19 protein-coding genes are annotated in these 15592 nt (G+C 69.1%); 13 read left to right on the forward strand and 6 right to left on the reverse strand.

Going from position 1 to position 15592, the window contains the following annotated elements; genetic code table 11:
* Nucleotides 1-10: 10 nt before the first annotated feature.
* Genes HPC46_RS25405 through HPC46_RS25415 form a run of 3 tightly spaced genes read left to right on the forward strand, consistent with a single transcriptional unit; the run spans nt 11 to nt 2353 of the window.
* The gene (locus HPC46_RS25405; RefSeq protein ID WP_179474963.1) at nt 11-1159 is read left to right on the forward strand and encodes an 8-amino-7-oxononanoate synthase; all 1149 of its coding nucleotides are present in this window, start codon (nt 11-13) and stop codon (nt 1157-1159) included.
* On the forward strand, nt 1156-1833 hold the full coding sequence (bioD, locus tag HPC46_RS25410) for a dethiobiotin synthase (RefSeq protein WP_179474964.1): 678 nt from the start codon (nt 1156-1158) through the stop codon (nt 1831-1833). Before HPC46_RS25405 ends, bioD begins: the two co-directional genes overlap by 4 nt.
* Before the next feature lies 1 nt (nt 1834).
* Nucleotides 1835-2353: a 2'-5' RNA ligase family protein gene (locus HPC46_RS25415; protein ID WP_179474965.1), complete on the forward strand. Its 519-nt coding sequence runs from the start codon at nt 1835-1837 to the stop codon at nt 2351-2353.
* On the opposite strand, the gene HPC46_RS25420 is transcribed toward HPC46_RS25415, so the two are convergent.
* Both HPC46_RS25420 and HPC46_RS25425 read right to left on the reverse strand, forming a co-directional pair.
* Nucleotides 2346-2681, reverse strand: coding sequence for an MmcQ/YjbR family DNA-binding protein (locus tag HPC46_RS25420; protein WP_179474966.1), 336 nt, complete (start codon nt 2679-2681; stop codon nt 2346-2348). The two genes, HPC46_RS25415 and HPC46_RS25420, sit on opposite strands and share 8 nt — an antisense overlap.
* Nucleotides 2678-3256 carry a TetR family transcriptional regulator gene (locus HPC46_RS25425; protein WP_179474967.1) on the reverse strand — a complete coding sequence of 193 codons (579 nt, stop codon included), beginning with the start codon at nt 3254-3256 and terminating at the stop codon, nt 2678-2680. The genes HPC46_RS25420 and HPC46_RS25425 overlap by 4 nt, the downstream gene beginning before the upstream one ends.
* 110 nt (nt 3257-3366) lie before the next feature.
* Here HPC46_RS25425 and bioB point away from each other — a divergent pair, with 110 nt between their 5' ends.
* The 3 genes from bioB to HPC46_RS25440 are packed head-to-tail and all read left to right on the forward strand — an operon-like array spanning nt 3367 to nt 5164.
* Nucleotides 3367-4359, forward strand: coding sequence for a biotin synthase BioB (gene bioB / locus HPC46_RS25430; RefSeq protein ID WP_179474993.1), 993 nt, complete (start codon nt 3367-3369; stop codon nt 4357-4359).
* The gene (bsaP, locus tag HPC46_RS25435) at nt 4359-4586 is read left to right on the forward strand and encodes a biotin synthase auxiliary protein BsaP (protein WP_179474968.1); all 228 of its coding nucleotides are present in this window, start codon (nt 4359-4361) and stop codon (nt 4584-4586) included. Before bioB ends, bsaP begins: the two co-directional genes overlap by 1 nt.
* Nucleotides 4583-5164: a DUF2567 domain-containing protein gene (locus HPC46_RS25440; RefSeq protein WP_179474969.1), complete on the forward strand. Its 582-nt coding sequence runs from the start codon at nt 4583-4585 to the stop codon at nt 5162-5164. Before bsaP ends, HPC46_RS25440 begins: the two co-directional genes overlap by 4 nt.
* A 10-nt stretch (nt 5165-5174) precedes the next feature.
* On the opposite strand, the gene HPC46_RS25445 is transcribed toward HPC46_RS25440, so the two are convergent.
* Both HPC46_RS25445 and HPC46_RS25450 read right to left on the reverse strand, forming a co-directional pair.
* Nucleotides 5175-6512 (reverse strand): lipase family protein, encoded by a 1338-nt coding sequence (locus HPC46_RS25445; protein WP_179474970.1) that lies wholly within the window; start codon nt 6510-6512, stop codon nt 5175-5177.
* A gap of 43 nt (nt 6513-6555) precedes the next feature.
* On the reverse strand, nt 6556-7248 hold the full coding sequence (locus HPC46_RS25450; protein WP_179474971.1) for an NUDIX hydrolase: 693 nt from the start codon (nt 7246-7248) through the stop codon (nt 6556-6558).
* A gap of 48 nt (nt 7249-7296) precedes the next feature.
* Between HPC46_RS25450 and nadA the strand changes: the two genes are divergently transcribed.
* From nadA to nadC, 3 genes are read left to right on the forward strand one after another with little or no spacing between them, the layout of a single operon-like run.
* Nucleotides 7297-8346, forward strand: coding sequence for a quinolinate synthase NadA (gene nadA / locus HPC46_RS25455; protein WP_179474972.1), 1050 nt, complete (start codon nt 7297-7299; stop codon nt 8344-8346).
* Entirely contained in the window at nt 8343-9905 is a 1563-nt protein-coding gene (locus tag HPC46_RS25460) for an L-aspartate oxidase (protein ID WP_179474973.1), read from the forward strand. The genes nadA and HPC46_RS25460 overlap by 4 nt, the downstream gene beginning before the upstream one ends.
* Nucleotides 9902-10759 (forward strand): carboxylating nicotinate-nucleotide diphosphorylase, encoded by an 858-nt coding sequence (gene nadC, locus HPC46_RS25465; protein ID WP_179474974.1) that lies wholly within the window; start codon nt 9902-9904, stop codon nt 10757-10759. The genes HPC46_RS25460 and nadC overlap by 4 nt, the downstream gene beginning before the upstream one ends.
* Here the strand turns inward: nadC and HPC46_RS25470 are convergent.
* Nucleotides 10756-11169, reverse strand: coding sequence for a nitroreductase family deazaflavin-dependent oxidoreductase (locus HPC46_RS25470; protein ID WP_179474975.1), 414 nt, complete (start codon nt 11167-11169; stop codon nt 10756-10758). The two genes, nadC and HPC46_RS25470, sit on opposite strands and share 4 nt — an antisense overlap.
* A 10-nt stretch (nt 11170-11179) precedes the next feature.
* On the reverse strand, nt 11180-11815 hold the full coding sequence (locus HPC46_RS25475; RefSeq protein ID WP_179474976.1) for a LysE family transporter: 636 nt from the start codon (nt 11813-11815) through the stop codon (nt 11180-11182).
* A 78-nt stretch (nt 11816-11893) separates the two neighbouring features.
* On the opposite strand from HPC46_RS25475, the gene hisD reads away from it, so the two are divergent.
* The 4 genes from hisD to hisH are packed head-to-tail and all read left to right on the forward strand — an operon-like array spanning nt 11894 to nt 15592.
* On the forward strand, nt 11894-13222 hold the full coding sequence (hisD, locus tag HPC46_RS25480) for a histidinol dehydrogenase (RefSeq protein ID WP_179474977.1): 1329 nt from the start codon (nt 11894-11896) through the stop codon (nt 13220-13222).
* Nucleotides 13219-14352, forward strand: coding sequence for a histidinol-phosphate transaminase (locus tag HPC46_RS25485; RefSeq protein ID WP_179474978.1), 1134 nt, complete (start codon nt 13219-13221; stop codon nt 14350-14352). Before hisD ends, HPC46_RS25485 begins: the two co-directional genes overlap by 4 nt.
* Nucleotides 14349-14975 carry an imidazoleglycerol-phosphate dehydratase HisB gene (hisB, locus tag HPC46_RS25490; protein WP_179474979.1) on the forward strand — a complete coding sequence of 209 codons (627 nt, stop codon included), beginning with the start codon at nt 14349-14351 and terminating at the stop codon, nt 14973-14975. The genes HPC46_RS25485 and hisB overlap by 4 nt, the downstream gene beginning before the upstream one ends.
* Nucleotides 14972-15592, forward strand: a complete 621-nt coding sequence (hisH, locus tag HPC46_RS25495; protein WP_005148971.1) for an imidazole glycerol phosphate synthase subunit HisH — start codon at nt 14972-14974, stop codon at nt 15590-15592. Before hisB ends, hisH begins: the two co-directional genes overlap by 4 nt.

Here is a 15592-nt window from a genome sequence, read left to right on the forward strand (position 1 = left end):
AGGAGTGCCCGTGACCCGCGTCGGTGTTTCACCGCTGGCCTGGCTCGACGCCGTCGAGCAGCAGCGTCGGCAGGCCGGCCTGCGCCGTTCGTTGCGCACCCGGCCCGCGGTGGCCACCGAACTCGACCTGGCATCCAACGACTACCTGGGTCTGTCCCAGCATCCGGCCGTCATCGACGGCGGCGTGGCGGCGTTGCGCACCTGGGGTGCCGGGTCCACCGGCTCGCGGCTGGTCACCGGCAACACCGAGCTGCACGAGGAATTCGAAACCGCACTGGCCGACTTCGTCGGCGCCGAAGCAGGTTTGGTGTTCTCGTCGGGTTACACCGCCAATATCGGCGCCACCGTCGCATTGTCGGGGCCGGGCTCGCTCGTGGTCTCCGATGCGCTCTCGCACGCCTCGCTGGTCGACGCCTGCCGGCTATCTCGGGCCCGGGTCGTCGTGTCCCCGCACTGTGATGTCGACGCGGTGGAGGCGGCGCTGGCTGATCGCGATGAGGAACGCGCGCTGGTGATCACCGAGTCGGTGTTCAGCACCGACGGCGCGCTGGCGCCGCTGCGCCGGTTGCACGAGGTATGCCGCAGGCACCGGGCCGTGCTGCTGGTCGACGAGGCGCACGGGCTCGGGGTGCGCGGTGCCGGCGGGCGTGGCCTGATCCACGAGGCCGGTCTCGCCGGTGCACCCGACGTGGTCATGACGACCACCATGTCCAAGTCGCTGGGTAGTCAGGGCGGCGTGGTGCTCGGCCCGGCCGCGGTGCGCGATCACCTGATCGACGCCGCGCGCACGATGATCTTCGATACCGGCCTGGCTCCGGCTCCCGTCGGCGCCGCCCTGGCCGCGCTGACCGTGATGGCCGCCGAACCAGCACGGGCCGGTGCCGTCATCGGGCGGGCGCGCGAGCTCGCCGCGATGTGCGACGTATCCGAAACGCCCGAATCCGCCGTGGTGTCAGTCATTCTCGGCGATCCCGAGGTCGCGGTGGCCGCCGCGACCGCCTGTCTGGACGCCGGGGTGCGGGTCGGCTGCTTCCGGCCGCCGACAGTGCCCGCGGGTACGTCACGGCTGCGACTGACCGCGCGGGCATCGCTGACCGATGACGAGATGGACACCGCCCGCCAGGTATTGACGACCGTTCTGGGTACTCACCCGCGATGAGTGTCCTGGTCATCACCGGAACCGGAACCGGCGTCGGCAAGACCGTCGCGACGGCGGCACTGGCCTGCCACGCCCGGGTGTCCGAGCATGACGTGGCCGTGTGCAAACCGGTGCAGACCGGCACCGCCGGTGGCGACGACGACCTGGCCGAGGTCGCGCGGCTCTCCGGGGTCACCGAACTCGTCGGTGTCGCCCGCTATCCCGAACCGCTGGCGCCGGCTGCCGCGGCCGAACAGGCCGGCCGGCCGCTGCCCAGCGCGGACGAACTGTTGGCGTCCATCCGCGGGGTGGACCGTCCCGGCCGACTCACCCTGGTCGAGGGCGCTGGCGGCCTGCTTGTCGAACTGGCCGCCGGCGGGGCGACGCTACGCGATCTCGCAGTCGAGCTGGCCGCGCCGGTACTCATCGTGGTCGAACCCGGACTGGGCACCCTCAACCACACCTCTCTGACGTTGGAAGGGCTTGCCGCCAAAGGCCTTTCGTGCGCGGGTTTGGTGATCGGCTCGTGGCCTGCGCAACCGGGCGCTGCCGAGAAGTCCAATCGCGAGGCGCTGGCTCAACTCGCTCCGGTGCGCGCCGCGCTGCCGGCCGGGGTTTCCGCGGTGTCACCGAACGACTTCGCACTGTTCAGCGCGCGCGCATTCGACGCGGACTGGGTCGCCGGTCTGATCTGAGATGGCGCACTCGATCGAACTGCTCCTCGACCAGCGCGCCGAAACGGCTATCCGCCAAATGTGGCGGGAGCTGGCCGACGCCGGGCTGCCCAGCCAGCTGAGCGTCACCTCGCACACCAACCGACCGCACATCACACTCGTGGCCGCCGAGCGGATCGCCCCGGACATCGACGAGGAGTTGAGCTGGCTGGCCGCGGAACTTCCCCGGCCTGCGGTGCTGGGCGCACCGCTGGTCTTCGGCGGTGGCCGATTGACGTTAGCGAGGCTCGTGATTCCGTCGGACTCACTGCTGGCCGCGCACGAGCAGGTCTACGACGATTGCCTGCCATTCGCGTCGAACGTCTTCGCCCACAGCGCTCCGGGTCGGTGGACCCCGCACGTCACGCTGGGTCGCCGCTTCACGCCGGCTCAGATCGGTGAAGCGTTGACCATCGACGGACTCGCCGCCGAAATCCGGGTCAGTCTGGTCGGCATGCGGCGCTGGGACGGCGACGCCAAACGTGAATATCTGATCAGTTGACCTGCGCCGCAATACTTTTCGGCACACACATCTTCCAGCCTTCGATCACCAATTCGCGTACCTCGTCGAGGTCGACCGCATCCAGGTGGACGTGGATCCAGTTGTAGCGCATGTCTGACGGGCGCGGCAGCGCGAACTTCTTGGGCTCGGCGGCCACCGTCGCCGCCCGCTCTTCCTTCCAGAAGCCGACACCCATCAGCGTCTCGTCGCGGGAGAACTTCAAGAAGACCAGCCTGCCGACGCGAAACGTGATCCGGTCGCGGACAACCGTCTCGTAGGCCCGCGGCAACGCGAGCGCGATCGGCCGCACCTGCTCGACTGTGATCACACCGGCGCGGTCCGTCGCGCCGCGATGCCGTCGACCAGCAGCTGTACCCCGAAGCCGAACCGGCGGCTGGGGTCGGCGCCGAGTACGGATTGGTCGTCGGGGAGGTCTGCACCGGCGGCGTCCCACTGCAGCCGAGACTGCTCGTCAGCGGTGAAGCCCAGCACGTAGTACAGGACGGTGCGGGCAGCGACTGCGGCGTGCCCCGAATCCACGCCTGCCTCGGCGGCCGCGTCGGCCAACCAGGCGAGGATCTGCGTCATGGCCTCGGACTGGCCGGCGGCGAAACTGGCGGACACCAGCTCGGCACCGTCGGTGTGCGACAGCAGGGCGTCGCGCAGCTGTCCGCAGATCGCCGCGACGCGCTCGCCCCAATCCGCGGACACGTCGTCGACACCGGCCAGGATCCGGTCGGCGACCGCGCCGAGCAGCTCCTGCTTGTTGGCGAAGTGCCAGTACAGCGCGCCGGGGGTCACCGCGAGTTCGCGGGCCAGCCGACGCATCGAGAGGTCGGCGATGCCGTAGTTGTCCAGCAGTGTCGTCGCCGCGTCGACCACGTCGCGTTTGTGGAGCTGCACACGGACCACCGCCTTCCCCGAGTCGCTTCGCTCCTGCCCCAGTAGGCTACCCTGAACACTGTTCAAGTTGGCAGGCACTTCAGGAGGGTTGGCGGGTGACGCAGGCAGCGGTGGACGTATTGGCACTGGCGCGCGAGCAGGTGCTCGAGCGCGGCGAGGGGTTGTCCCGCGATCAGGTGCTGGAAGTCCTGCAGCTGCCCGACGATCACCTCGAAGAACTCCTGGCGCTGGCCCACGAGGTCCGGATGCGCTGGTGCGGCCCCGAGGTCGAGGTCGAAGGCATCATCAGCCTGAAAACCGGTGGCTGCCCGGAGGATTGCCACTTCTGCTCGCAGTCGGGCCTGTTCGCCTCGCCGGTGCGCAGCGCCTGGCTGGACATCCCGAGCCTGGTCGAGGCGGCCAAGCAGACCGCCAAGTCCGGTGCCACTGAGTTCTGCATCGTCGCCGCGGTACGCGGGCCCGACGAGCGCCTGCTTGCCCAGGTGGCCGCGGGTATCGAGGCCATCCGCAATGAGGTCGACATCCAGATCGCCTGCTCGCTGGGCATGCTCACGCAGGAGCAGGTGGACCGCCTCAAGGAGATGGGCGTACACCGCTACAACCACAATCTCGAGACCGCGCAGTCGTACTTTCCCAATGTCGTGACCACGCACTCGTGGGAAGAGCGCTGGGGCACGCTGGAGATGGTGCGTGAGGCCGGCATGGAGGTCTGCTGCGGCGGCATCCTCGGCATGGGGGAGACGCTGGAGCAGCGTGCCGAATTCGCCGCGAACCTGGCCGAGCTGGATCCGCACGAGGTGCCGCTGAACTTCCTGAACCCGCGACCGGGCACACCGTTCGGCGATCTGGAGGTGCTGCCTGCTTCCGAGGCACTCAAAGCGGTGGCGGCGTTCCGCCTCGCGCTGCCGCGCACGATGCTGCGGTTCGCCGGTGGCCGCGAGATCACCCTCGGCGACCTGGGCGCCAAGCAGGGCATCCTCGGCGGTATCAACGCCGTGATCGTCGGAAACTATCTGACGACGCTGGGCCGCCCGGCGGAGGCGGATCTCGAGCTCCTCGAAGATCTGCAGATGCCGATCAAGGCTCTCAACGCCAGCCTGTGATGGTCGACGAGCTGCCCGCGCCGGTAGGTGCCGGGATCTACAACGTCTACACCGGCGGACCCGCCGGAAGTGTGGTGCCCACCGCGGCCCAGCTGGGGCTCGAGCCGCCGCGGTTCTGCGCGGAATGTGGTCGCCGGATGGTGGTCCAGGTTCGGCCGGACGGCTGGTGGGCCAAGTGTGCGCGGCACGGCCGGGTGGACTCCCATGATCTGGAGGCGCAGCGGTGAGGCAGCGGGCGGCCCTGACCGTCGTCGTCGGACTGACGCTCGCGGGTGCCGTGATCGGCGGGATCTGGGCAGTGCTGGCGCCGTCGGCGCACGGTGTGATCGCGCTGACCCGCTCCGGCCAGCGGGTGCAGACTTATCTGGGCAGCGAGTCCGACCACCTGTTCGTGGCGGCCGCATTGCTCGTCGGGCTGCTGACGTCGATGGCGGTCATCGCCGCCGTCCTGGTGTGGCAGTGGCGTGCCCATCGCGGACCGCTGTTGGCGACGGCGCTGTGGGTGGGCCTGGTGGCCGCCGCAGGCGCGGCCGCTGGCGTCGGCGCGCTGCTGGTGCACTGGCATTACGGCGCGGTGCCGTTCGACACCGCCCCGGTGACACCCGATCATCGGGTCTTCTACTACGCGGAGGCGCCGCCGGTGTTCTTCGCCCGCGGCGCGCTCCAGGTGGCGACGACGCTGCTGTTCCCGGCCGCGCTCGGGGCACTCACCTACGCCTTGATGGCGGTCGCGACGCCGCGTGACGATCTCGGCGCCCTGCCGTCGCTGGACCGCACACCGCTGGGGGCCGGCGCCCCGAGTTAGAGCTGGGCCCTCAAAGGGGGCGCAGTGGAACCCGGCCGCCGCAGACCACCCGGGCGACGATCCCGCCCAGGCGAATCATGCCCGCATAGGTCATCGGGTTGAGCAGCGTCGGCCACTTGCTGCGCACGATGTGCTCGTCGATCGGGCGGCCGTCGAAGCGGTCGGTCAGCCAGCGCAACGTCATCGGTGCCGACATCGGGTGTAGCAGCATGTGCTCACTGAACATGTCGCGGTGGTAGGTCACCTGCGCGCCGCCCACGGAGTAGGTGTGTGCCAGGTCGTCGATGTCCTCGACGGCGATCACCGAGTCGTGCACCGCCTGCACGATCAGCACCGGCAGATCGGGCACTGCCTTACCGAGCTTGATGTTGTCGAAGACGTACTGGACCTCGGGCATCGCCAGCACGTCTTCCAGCGGCGGGCGCACCAGGTTGTCCATGTCGGTGCGGAACAGCCGGATGATCGCCTCGGCCGTCGTCATCGTCTCCAGCCGCCGCAGCAGCGCCTTGCCGTCTTCGGTGGCGTGCTGCTCGATGACCCGGTTGAGGTCGGGGTAGGTCTTGGTCAGTGCGGATACCACCAGCGCGGGAAGTGCGGCCAGGTAGGAGCCGTTGAGCCGGCGGAACGTGTGGCCGAGGTCGCCGACCGGCGAGCCCAGTACTGCGCCGACGATATTGAGCTCGGGGGCGTACTCCGCGTGCAGTTCGGCTGCCCATGCGCTGGCCAGCCCGCCACCGGAATAGCCCCACAAACCGATCTGGCTGTCATCGGCGAGGCCGAAGCGCTCGAAACCCAGGGCGGCTCGCAGACCGTCGAGCACCGCGTGGCCGGGCTCGTAGGGGGCGCCCCACATGCCGTTGGGACCTTCGTGGTCGGGAACCGACACGATCCAGCCCTCGGCCAGCGCGGCCGCGATCAGGAGGTACTCCAGCTGTGCGATCGAGCCGAGTGATTTGGAATGGCGGCGCAGCGCGTAGGACGGGAAGCAGCGTGCGGCTACCGCGTCGATGGCGCACTGATAGGAGACGACGTTGCGGACCTGGGTGGGGGTGTTGCCGGTCGGGATCAGCACCGTGGTGACGGTGGCCTCCGGTAGCCCGTTGTGGTCGGTGGTGCGGTACAGCAACTGCGTGGCTCGGACGCGCTGCGGGATCAGTCCGAGAAAGCCCAGCTCGACGTCGCGGGAGCGCAGGACGGTACCGGGTTCGGCGTGCTCGAAGCCGGCGGGGGGCTCGTAGAACGGGTCATCGGCGGGCAGCAGGGGATGCACGCCGCGTTCGAACTCCTCGTGCGGGGCGCGGCCAATCCATTCGGGGCTCGGCGCCCCGACAACACTCACCGGATGCATCCAGACATTCTTACCTTAAGAAGGGTCTAAGAATCCAGCCGACTCACCCGGGCGGGCGCAATGCGGCAAACTCGTCGGTCACCCGGATCTGGGAGTCGGTGAAGCGGTACAGGGCCGCCGGACGACCGCCGGTGCGGCCCGGATGGGCGGTCGTCCCGGTCGGTGTGATGACGCCGCGCCGGGCCAGCACGCGCTGCAGGTTCGTGGCGTCGACCTGGTAGCCGAGCGCGGCGCCGTAGATGTCACGCAGCGTTGAGAGTGCGAATTCTGTTGGTGCCAAAGCGAATCCGATATTCGTATAGGACAATTTGGCGACCAGGCGGGTCCGGGCGTACTCCACCATCGGGGCGTGATCGAAGGCCATCTCGGGCAGTGCGTTCACCGGGTGCCAGCGGGTGTCCGGCGGCAGCACCGGGGTGGCGACCGAGGGCACCAGCCCGAGGAACGTCGAGGCGATCGTGCGAACGCCCGGCACCCGGCCCGGATCGGAGAACACGGCCAGCTGTTCCAAGTGGGCGATCTCACGGACGTCGACTTTCTCGGCGAGCTGCCGGCGGACCGAGCTGGTCAGGTCCTCGTCGTTGCGCACCCGGCCGCCGGGCAGTGCCCATTTGCCGCGCTCGGGTTCCAGGGCGCGTTGCCATAACAGCACGTTAAGGGCGGGTTTCCGGGAGTGGGCGTCGCCAACCTGGAATACGACGGCAAGCACTTCGTGTTCGGTGCTAGTATGGGGCACGTTTTCGATTATAAGTCGAAAACCTCGAAAGCAAGACAGGAGGCGGAAATGACCGTCTTGGATCGCGCCGACGCCGTCGAGAGTGGGCTTGCCGCCCGCATCGCCGACGGACCCGGGGGTTACACCGGGGTGAACGGTGACGGGGAATGGGCCGCCGAGGTGCGGCGCCTGGCCACCTTGCGCAACGCGACCATCCTGGCGCACAACTACCAGCTGCCGGCCATCCAGGACGTCGCCGATCACGTCGGCGACTCGCTGGCGCTGTCCCGGATCGCGGCCGAGGCCGCCGAAGAGACCATCGTGTTCTGCGGCGTGCACTTCATGGCCGAGACCGCCAAGATCCTCAGCCCCGAGAAGACGGTTCTGATCCCCGATCAGCGGGCCGGCTGCTCGCTGGCCGACTCCATCACCGCCGAGGATCTACAGGGCTGGAAGGACGAGCACCCAGGCGCCGTCGTGGTGTCCTACGTCAACACCACCGCCGCGGTGAAGGCGCTCACCGATATCTGCTGCACGTCGTCCAACGCCGTCGAGGTGGTGGCGTCGATTCCCGCGGACCGTGAGGTGCTGTTCTGCCCCGACCAGTTCCTCGGCGCACACGTCCGGCGGATGACCGGCCGTACCAATCTGCACATCTGGGCCGGCGAGTGCCATGTGCACGCCGGTATCAACGGCGACGAACTCGCCGACCAGGCCCGAACCCACCCCGATGCCGAGCTGTTCGTGCACCCCGAATGCGGTTGCGCCACTTCGGCGCTGTACCTGGCCGGCGAAGGTGCCTTCCCGGCCGACCGGGTTCACATCCTGTCCACCGGCGGCATGCTCGACGCGGCCAAGGCGTCCAGCGCCAAGCAGGTGCTCGTCGCCACCGAGGTCGGCATGCTGCACCAGTTGCGCCGTGCCGCACCGGGTATCGACTTCCAGGCCGTCAATGACCGGGCCTCCTGCAAATTCATGAAGATGATCACGCCCGCCGCTCTGCTGCGCTGCCTGGTCGACGGCGCCGATGAGGTCGACGTCGATCCGGATACCGCCCGGCTGGCCCGCGCCAGCGTGCAGCGGATGATCGAGATCGGTCAGCCCGGCGGCGGCGAATGAACCGCCGCTTCGCCTGCGGTCTGGGCGCCGCGGGCGTTGATTGGCAGCAGCGCGCCGACGTCGTGGTGATCGGCACCGGGGTGGCGGGTTTGGCCGCCGCGCTGGCTGCGCACCGAACGGGCGGCCGCACAGTCGTTTTGAGTAAGGCTCCCGATACCGCGACGTTCTATGCGCAGGGCGGGATCGCAGTGGTGCTCCCGCACACCGATGACTCCGTGGACGCCCACGTGCGCGACACCCTGGCCGCAGGTGCGGGCCTGTGTGATCCCGACGCGGTGCGCTCGATCGTTGCCGACGGCTACCGGGCGGTGGCCGACCTGGTCGATGACGGCGCCCGGTTCGACGAGAGTGCGCCCGGACAGTGGGCGCTCACCAGGGAAGGCGGCCACTCTCGTCGTCGCATCATCCACGCCGGCGGTGACGCCACCGGTGCCGAGGTGCAGCGCGCGCTCGATCACGCGGCCGCAACACTGGACATCCGGCGCAATCACATTGCGCTGCAGATCCTTCACGACGGTTCGGCCGTCACCGGGGTGCTGGTGCGCAATGCCGATGGGCTCGGCATCGTGCATGCGCCGTCGGTCATTCTCGCCACCGGCGGACTGGGCCATCTGTATCGCGCGACCACCAACCCGGAAGGCTCCACCGGTGACGGGATCGCCCTGGCGTTGTGGGCCGGCGTCGGTGTCACCGACATCGAGTTCGTCCAGTTCCACCCGACGATGTTGTTCGACCGCGACGGCGCCGGGAGGCGCCCGCTGATCACCGAGGCGCTGCGTGGCGAAGGTGCGGTGCTGCGCGACGCCCGCGGCGAGTCGGTCACCACGCATCACCCGATGGGTGACCTCGCCCCGCGCGATGTGGTCGCCGCGGCCATCGAGGCCCGACTGCGCGAAACTGGGGATCACTGCGTCTATTTGGATGCGCGCGGTATCAAGAACCTCGCCCAGCGCTTCCCGACGGTGACGGCGGCCTGCCGGGCCGCAGGCATCGACCCGATCCGGCAGCCGATCCCCGTCGTCCCCGGTGCGCACTACAGCTGCGGTGGTGTCGCCACCGATGTGTACGGCCGGACCGACCTGTCCGGACTGTTCGCCGCCGGTGAGGTGGCCCGGACCGGTATGCACGGCGCCAATCGCCTGGCCTCCAACAGCCTGCTGGAGGGCCTCGTGGTCGGCGGTCGCGCCGGGCGCGCGGCGGTCGAGCATGCGCACGACGCGGGTGCGGTGATGGCGAAAGCCGAAGAGCGCCAACATACTGCGCTGGACCGGAAAGTCCTGCAGACCGCGATGACCGAACACGCCTCCGTGGTCCGCGATGCCGCCGGATTGCAGCGCCTCGCCGAGGCGCTGACCGAGGCCACTCCCCGGCCGATGACCACCCGTGCCGCCGCCGAGGACGTCGCGCTCACGGTGACGGCCCGAGCGGTGGCCGCAGCAGCGTTGGCCCGCACCGAATCTCGGGGCTGCCACCACCGCGGCGACCACCCCGACGCCGATCCCGCCCAGGGGTTCAGCCGCACCCTGCATGGCGACCACGCCCAGGCGTGCGCGCGATGAAGCTCACCGACGACGAGCTGAGCGAAGCTCGTCTCACGATCCTTCGCGGCCTCGATGAGGACCTGCGCTACGGACCCGACGTCACCACTGTGGCCACGGTGCCCGAGGACGCCACCACCGTCGCGTCTCTGGTGTCGCGCGAGCCCGGTGTGGCCGCCGGCATCGACGTCGCGCTGCTGGTTCTCGACGAGGTACTGGGCGAGAACGGCTACGAAGTCGTCGACCGGGTCGACGATGGCACCCGGCTGGACGCGGGTGCGGCGCTGCTGCGTGTGCAGGCCCCGACCCGTGGCCTGCTGACCGCCGAACGGACCCTGCTCAATCTGGTCTGCCATCTGTCCGGAATCGCGACTGCCACCGCCGCCTGGGTGGACGCCGTCGACGGCACCAAGGCGCAGATCCGCGACACCCGCAAGACACTGCCGGGGCTGCGGGCGCTCCAGAAGTACGCGGTGCGGGTCGGCGGTGGGGTCAATCACCGGATGGGCCTCGGTGATGCCGCCCTGATCAAGGACAACCACGTCGCGGCCGCCGGATCGGTTCTCGCCGCCCTGCGGGCCGTCCGCGCGGCTGCCCCGGACCTGCCGTGCGAGGTCGAGGTGGACACCCTCGAGCAGCTCGACGAGGTACTCGGCGAGGACGTGCAGCTGATCCTGCTCGACAACTTCCCGGTCTGGCAGACCCAGATCGCCGTGCAGCGCCGCAACGCCAGCGCCCCGGGCGTCCTACTGGAGTCCTCGGGCGGGCTGAGCCTGGAGTCGGCCGCCGAATACGCCGGAACCGGGGTGGACTATCTGGCCGTCGGGGCGTTGACGCACTCGGTGCGGGTCCTCGACGTCGGTCTTGACCTCTAGGCGATATCGGCCACGAACGCGCCGACGCCACGCTTGACACCCCGGCGCGCGACCCCGGGCAGCGACGGATCGTCGGTACCGGCGGGCACCACCCGTGGGTTGACCAGATGCAGGGTGTGGCGGCCGTGCCGGATGTCGGCCTCGCCAGCGGCCAGGATGTTCTTGACCCAATTGGTCTTGCCGTGGCCGAGCATGATGGCGATGGTGTCGCCCTTGCGGAAGGCCGAGACCACGGTCTCGTACTGCTTACCCGAGGTGCGGCCGCGGTGTTTGACGACCGACATCCCCGGCATGTACTTGGCCAGCGGCTTCACTGCGGGGTTGAAGTACTTGATCTGGAAGTTCTCGAACCAGACCGGGAACTTCATCGGCACGCCGGGGGCGTTGTTCGGGTGATCCTTGGTCGACATGGCGCCAAGGTTAGGCGGCAGCGCCGCGGCGCACCAGGGACAGCACCACCGCCGCGGCGGCGAACAGTCCGGAGAAGGTCCGGTTCATCGTTCTCTGCTGGCGCGGGGTGCGGAGCCAACCCAGCAGCCGGGCAGCCAGCCCCGTGTAGGCGCCCATCACCACCAGATCGACGACCACCATCGTTGCGCCGATGGCCAGATACTGGGGGAGCAGCGGGGCCGTCGGCACGACGAATTGCGGCAGCACGGCGAGCAGGAACACCAGCCCCTTAGGGTTGGTCACGTTGACCAGGCACCCGCGCACCAGCAGGGACCAGCGCCCGCCGCCGGCGTCCAGGCTGACCTGTTCATCCAGGTCAAAGGGCTTGCTGCGCCATTGGCGGACGGCCAGATACACCAGGTAGACCACGCCGATCCACTTGATGACGGTGAACGCGACGACCGATTGCGCGACCGCCGCGCCGAGTCCCACGGCGACCGCCGCCAGTTGCAGCATCAGTCCGATCTCGAGGCCGGTGATGCTCCAGTAACCGCGGCGCAGACCGTACGCCAGACCGGTGGCCATGGACTGGATCGCACCGGCGCCGGGCGACACACTGATGGCGATCGCGGCGCCGACGAAGGCCAGCCACAGCTCCCATTGCATACCCGCAGTATCCGGGCCGCCGCGACCCGCGTTCAATCGATTTTTATTCGGGTGCACCGATCGGGGACAATTGAACCGATGACCAGCTTCGCCATGAATCGAATCGACCTGCGTGGCCGCACGCTGACCGCCGCCGAACTGCGCGCGGCGCTGCCGCGCGGCGGTATGGACGTGGACGCCGTGGTCCCCACGGTCCGGCCGATCGTCGACGATGTCGCCGAGCGTGGCGCGGTGGCCGCCCTGGAGTACGGCGAACGGTTCGACGGGGTGCGCCCCGCGACGGTGCGCGTGCCCCCGGCGCGCATGGCCGCAGCCCTCGCCGAGCTCGATCCGGACGTACGCGCCGCACTGGAGGTGGCCATCGAGCGCACCCGGATCGTGCACGCCGACCAACGGCGTACCGACACCACCACGACCCTGGCGCCGGGCGCCTCGGTCACCGAGCGCTGGGTTCCGGTGGAACGGGTCGGCCTGTACGTGCCGGGCGGCAACGCGGTTTACCCGTCGAGCGTCGTCATGAACGTGGTGCCCGCCCAAACCGCCGGGGTGGATTCGCTGGTCATCACCAGCCCGCCGCAGGCCGATCACGGCGGACTGCCGCACCCGACCATCCTCGCGGCGGCGGCGCTGCTCGGTGTCGACGAGGTGTGGGCCGTCGGCGGCGCGCAGGCTGTGGCATTACTGGCCTACGGCGGCGCCGACACCGATGGCACCGAACTGGCACCCGTCGACATGGTCACCGGGCCGGGCAACATCTACGTCACCGCCGCCAAGCGGATCTGCCGTTCGCAGATCGGCATTGACGCCGAGGCGGGGCCGACCGAGATCGCGATCCTGGCTGACCACAGCGCCGACCCGGTGCACGTCGCGGCCGATCTGATCAGCCAGGCCGAGCACGATGTGATGGCCGCCAGTGTGCTGGTGACCGACAGCACCGGGCTGGCCGAGGCCACCGAAGCCGAGCTGGCCATCCAGCTGAGCAGCACCAAGCACCGGGAGCGGGTGACCGAGGCGCTGCGCGGGCGCCAGTCCGGCATTGTCCTGGTCGACGACATCGACACCGGGGTTCGTGTCGTGAATGCCTATGCCGCTGAGCATTTGGAGATCCAGACCGTCGACGCCAAGGAGGTGGCGAGCCGGATCCGGGCGGCAGGCGCGATCTTCGTCGGCCCGTGGTCGCCGGTCAGTCTCGGCGACTACTGCGCCGGGTCCAACCATGTGCTGCCCACCGCCGGCTGTGCGCGGCACTCCAGCGGTCTGTCGGTGCAGACGTTCCTGCGCGGCATCCACGTCGTGGACTACACCGAGGCGGCCCTGAAAGACGTGTCCGGACACGTGATCACCCTGGCCAAGGCCGAGGACCTGCCGGCCCACGGCGAAGCGGTCCGGCGGAGGTTCGAGCGATGACGATCCCCGGCGCGAAGGTGACTCTGGCCGATCTCCCGCTGCGCGACGATCTGCGCGGCAAATCCCCCTATGGCGCACCGCAACTCGACGTTCCCGTGCGGCTGAACACCAACGAGAACCCGCACCCGCCGAGCCGCGCTCTGGTCGAGGACGTGACGCGCTCGGTGCAGGCCGCCGCCGCCAACCTGCACCGCTATCCGGACCGGGATGCCGTCGAGCTGCGCACCGACCTGGCCGCCTATCTGCGGGCCCAGACCGGTGTCGAGGTGCAATGCGAAAACCTGTGGGCAGCCAACGGATCCAACGAGATCCTGCAACAACTGCTGCAGGCATTCGGCGGACCAGGGCGCAGCGCGATCGGCTTCGTGCCGTCGTACTCGATGCATCCGATCATCGCGGGTGGCACGCAGACGGAGTGGATCGAGTCGGTGCGTGCGGCCGACTTCAGTCTGGACGCCGACACCGCGGCGACCGTCATCGCCGCCCGTGATCCCGACGTCGTGTTCGTCGCCAGTCCCAACAACCCGTCCGGACAGAGCATCCCGATCGACGACCTGCGCCGGTTGCTGGACGCCATGGGCCACGGCATCCTCATCGTCGATGAGGCGTATGGCGAATTCTCCAGTCAGCCCAGCGCGATCGAGCTGATCGACGAATACCCCAGCCGGCTCATCGTCAGCCGCACGATGAGCAAGGCGTTCGCCTTCGCCGGCGGGCGGCTGGGCTATCTGATCGCGGCCCCGGCGATCATCGATGCCGTGCTGCTGGTCCGGCTGCCCTACCACCTCTCGGTGGTCACCCAGGCCGCCGCACGTGCTGCGTTGCGGCATGCCGACGACACCCTGGGCAGTGTCGCGACGTTGATTGCCGAACGGGAGCGGGTCTGCGCGGCCCTGGCCGAACTCGGCTTCCGCGTCATCCCCAGCGATGCGAACTTCGTGCTGTTCGGTGAATTCGCCGATGCCGCAGCGGCCTGGCAGCGCTATCTCGACGACGGCGTCCTCATCCGTGATGTCGGAATCCCCGGATATCTGCGCACCACAATCGGATTGGCCGACGAGAACGACGCCTTCCTGGCCGCCAGCGCACGGCTGGCCGCCACCGAGCTGGCCCACATAGGAGCGACATGACCGCTATCGCCACGCCCACCCGTCGCGCCCGGGTCGAGCGCAAGACCCGCGAGTCCGACATCGTCGTCGACCTCGATCTCGACGGCACCGGCGATGTCAGCGTGCACACCGGGATTCCGTTCTTCGACCACATGCTCACCTCGCTGGGCACCCACGCCAGCTTCGACCTGGCCATCTCCGCCCAGGGCGACGTCGACATCGAGGGCCACCACACCATCGAGGACACCGCGATCGTGCTCGGCACCGCGCTGGGCCAGGCCCTCGGCGACAAGAAAGGCATCCGCCGCTTCGGCGACGCCTTCATCCCGATGGACGAGACGCTGGCCCACGCCGCCGTCGACGTGTCCGGCCGGCCGTACTTCGTGCACACCGGGGAACCGGACTACATGGTCGATTTCACCATTGCCGGATCGACCGTGCCGTACCACACGGTGGTCAACCGGCACGTGTTCGAATCGTTGGCGTTCAACGCCCGGATTTCGCTTCATGTGCGGACCCTCTACGGCCGCGACCCGCACCACATCACCGAGGCGCAGTACAAGGCGGTGGCCAGGGCGCTGCGGCAGGCCGTCGAGCCCGATCCGCGGGTGACTGGCGTGCCGTCCACCAAAGGCACACTGTGACAGCTAGATCCGTCGTGGTCCTGGACTACGGCTCGGGCAACCTGCGCTCGGCGCAGCGGGCGCTGGAACGCGTCGGGGCCGATGTCGAGGTGACCGCCGACGCGCAGCGCGCGCTCAACGCCGACGGTCTGGTCGTACCCGGCGTCGGCGCGTACGAGGCCTGCATGACCGGGCTGCGAGACATCGGCGGCGAGCGCATCATCGCCGACCGGGTGGCTGCGGGCCGCCCGGTGCTCGGGGTGTGCGTGGGCATGCAGATCCTGTTCGCCCGGGGCGTGGAGTTCGGGGTGGAATCGCAGGGCTGTGGCCAGTGGCCGGGGTCGGTCACCCGGCTCGATGCGCCGGTGATCCCGCACATGGGCTGGAATGTCGTGGACGCGGCGCCGAACAGCGTGCTGTTCCGGGGTTTCGATGCCGACACCCGGTTCTACTTCGTGCATTCCTATGCCGCACAGAAGTGGGAGGGCGCACCCGACGCGCTGCTGACCTGGGCCGACCACCACGTGCGGTTCCTTGCCGCGGTCGAGGACGGTCCGCTGTCGGCGACACAATTTCATCCGGAGAAGAGCGGTGACGCCGGTGCGGCACTGCTCGCGAATTGGGTTGAGGGGCTGTAA

The sequence above is a fragment of the Mycolicibacterium vinylchloridicum genome (assembly GCF_013404075.1).
Classification (GTDB): Bacteria; Actinomycetota; Actinomycetes; order Mycobacteriales; family Mycobacteriaceae; genus Mycobacterium; species Mycobacterium vinylchloridicum.

Bases quoted from the DNA above. Each gene is read 5' to 3' on its own strand.
- nadC (WP_179474974.1), top strand. From the start codon at position 9,902: ATGAAGCTCACCGACGACGAGCTGAGCGAAGCTCGTCTCACGATCCTT.
- hisD (WP_179474977.1), top strand. From the start codon at position 11,894: ATGACCAGCTTCGCCATGAATCGAATCGACCTGCGTGGCCGCACGCTG.
- nadA (WP_179474972.1), top strand. From the start codon at position 7,297: ATGACCGTCTTGGATCGCGCCGACGCCGTCGAGAGTGGGCTTGCCGCC.
- bsaP (WP_179474968.1), top strand. From the start codon at position 4,359: ATGGTCGACGAGCTGCCCGCGCCGGTAGGTGCCGGGATCTACAACGTC.
- HPC46_RS25445 (WP_179474970.1), bottom strand. From the start codon at position 6,512: ATGCATCCGGTGAGTGTTGTCGGGGCGCCGAGCCCCGAATGGATTGGC.
- HPC46_RS25470 (WP_179474975.1), bottom strand. From the start codon at position 11,169: ATGTCGACCAAGGATCACCCGAACAACGCCCCCGGCGTGCCGATGAAG.
- HPC46_RS25415 (WP_179474965.1), top strand. From the start codon at position 1,835: ATGGCGCACTCGATCGAACTGCTCCTCGACCAGCGCGCCGAAACGGCT.
- HPC46_RS25485 (WP_179474978.1), top strand. From the start codon at position 13,219: ATGACGATCCCCGGCGCGAAGGTGACTCTGGCCGATCTCCCGCTGCGC.
- HPC46_RS25460 (WP_179474973.1), top strand. From the start codon at position 8,343: ATGAACCGCCGCTTCGCCTGCGGTCTGGGCGCCGCGGGCGTTGATTGG.
- hisB (WP_179474979.1), top strand. From the start codon at position 14,349: ATGACCGCTATCGCCACGCCCACCCGTCGCGCCCGGGTCGAGCGCAAG.
- HPC46_RS25475 (WP_179474976.1), bottom strand. From the start codon at position 11,815: ATGCAATGGGAGCTGTGGCTGGCCTTCGTCGGCGCCGCGATCGCCATC.
- bioD (WP_179474964.1), top strand. From the start codon at position 1,156: ATGAGTGTCCTGGTCATCACCGGAACCGGAACCGGCGTCGGCAAGACC.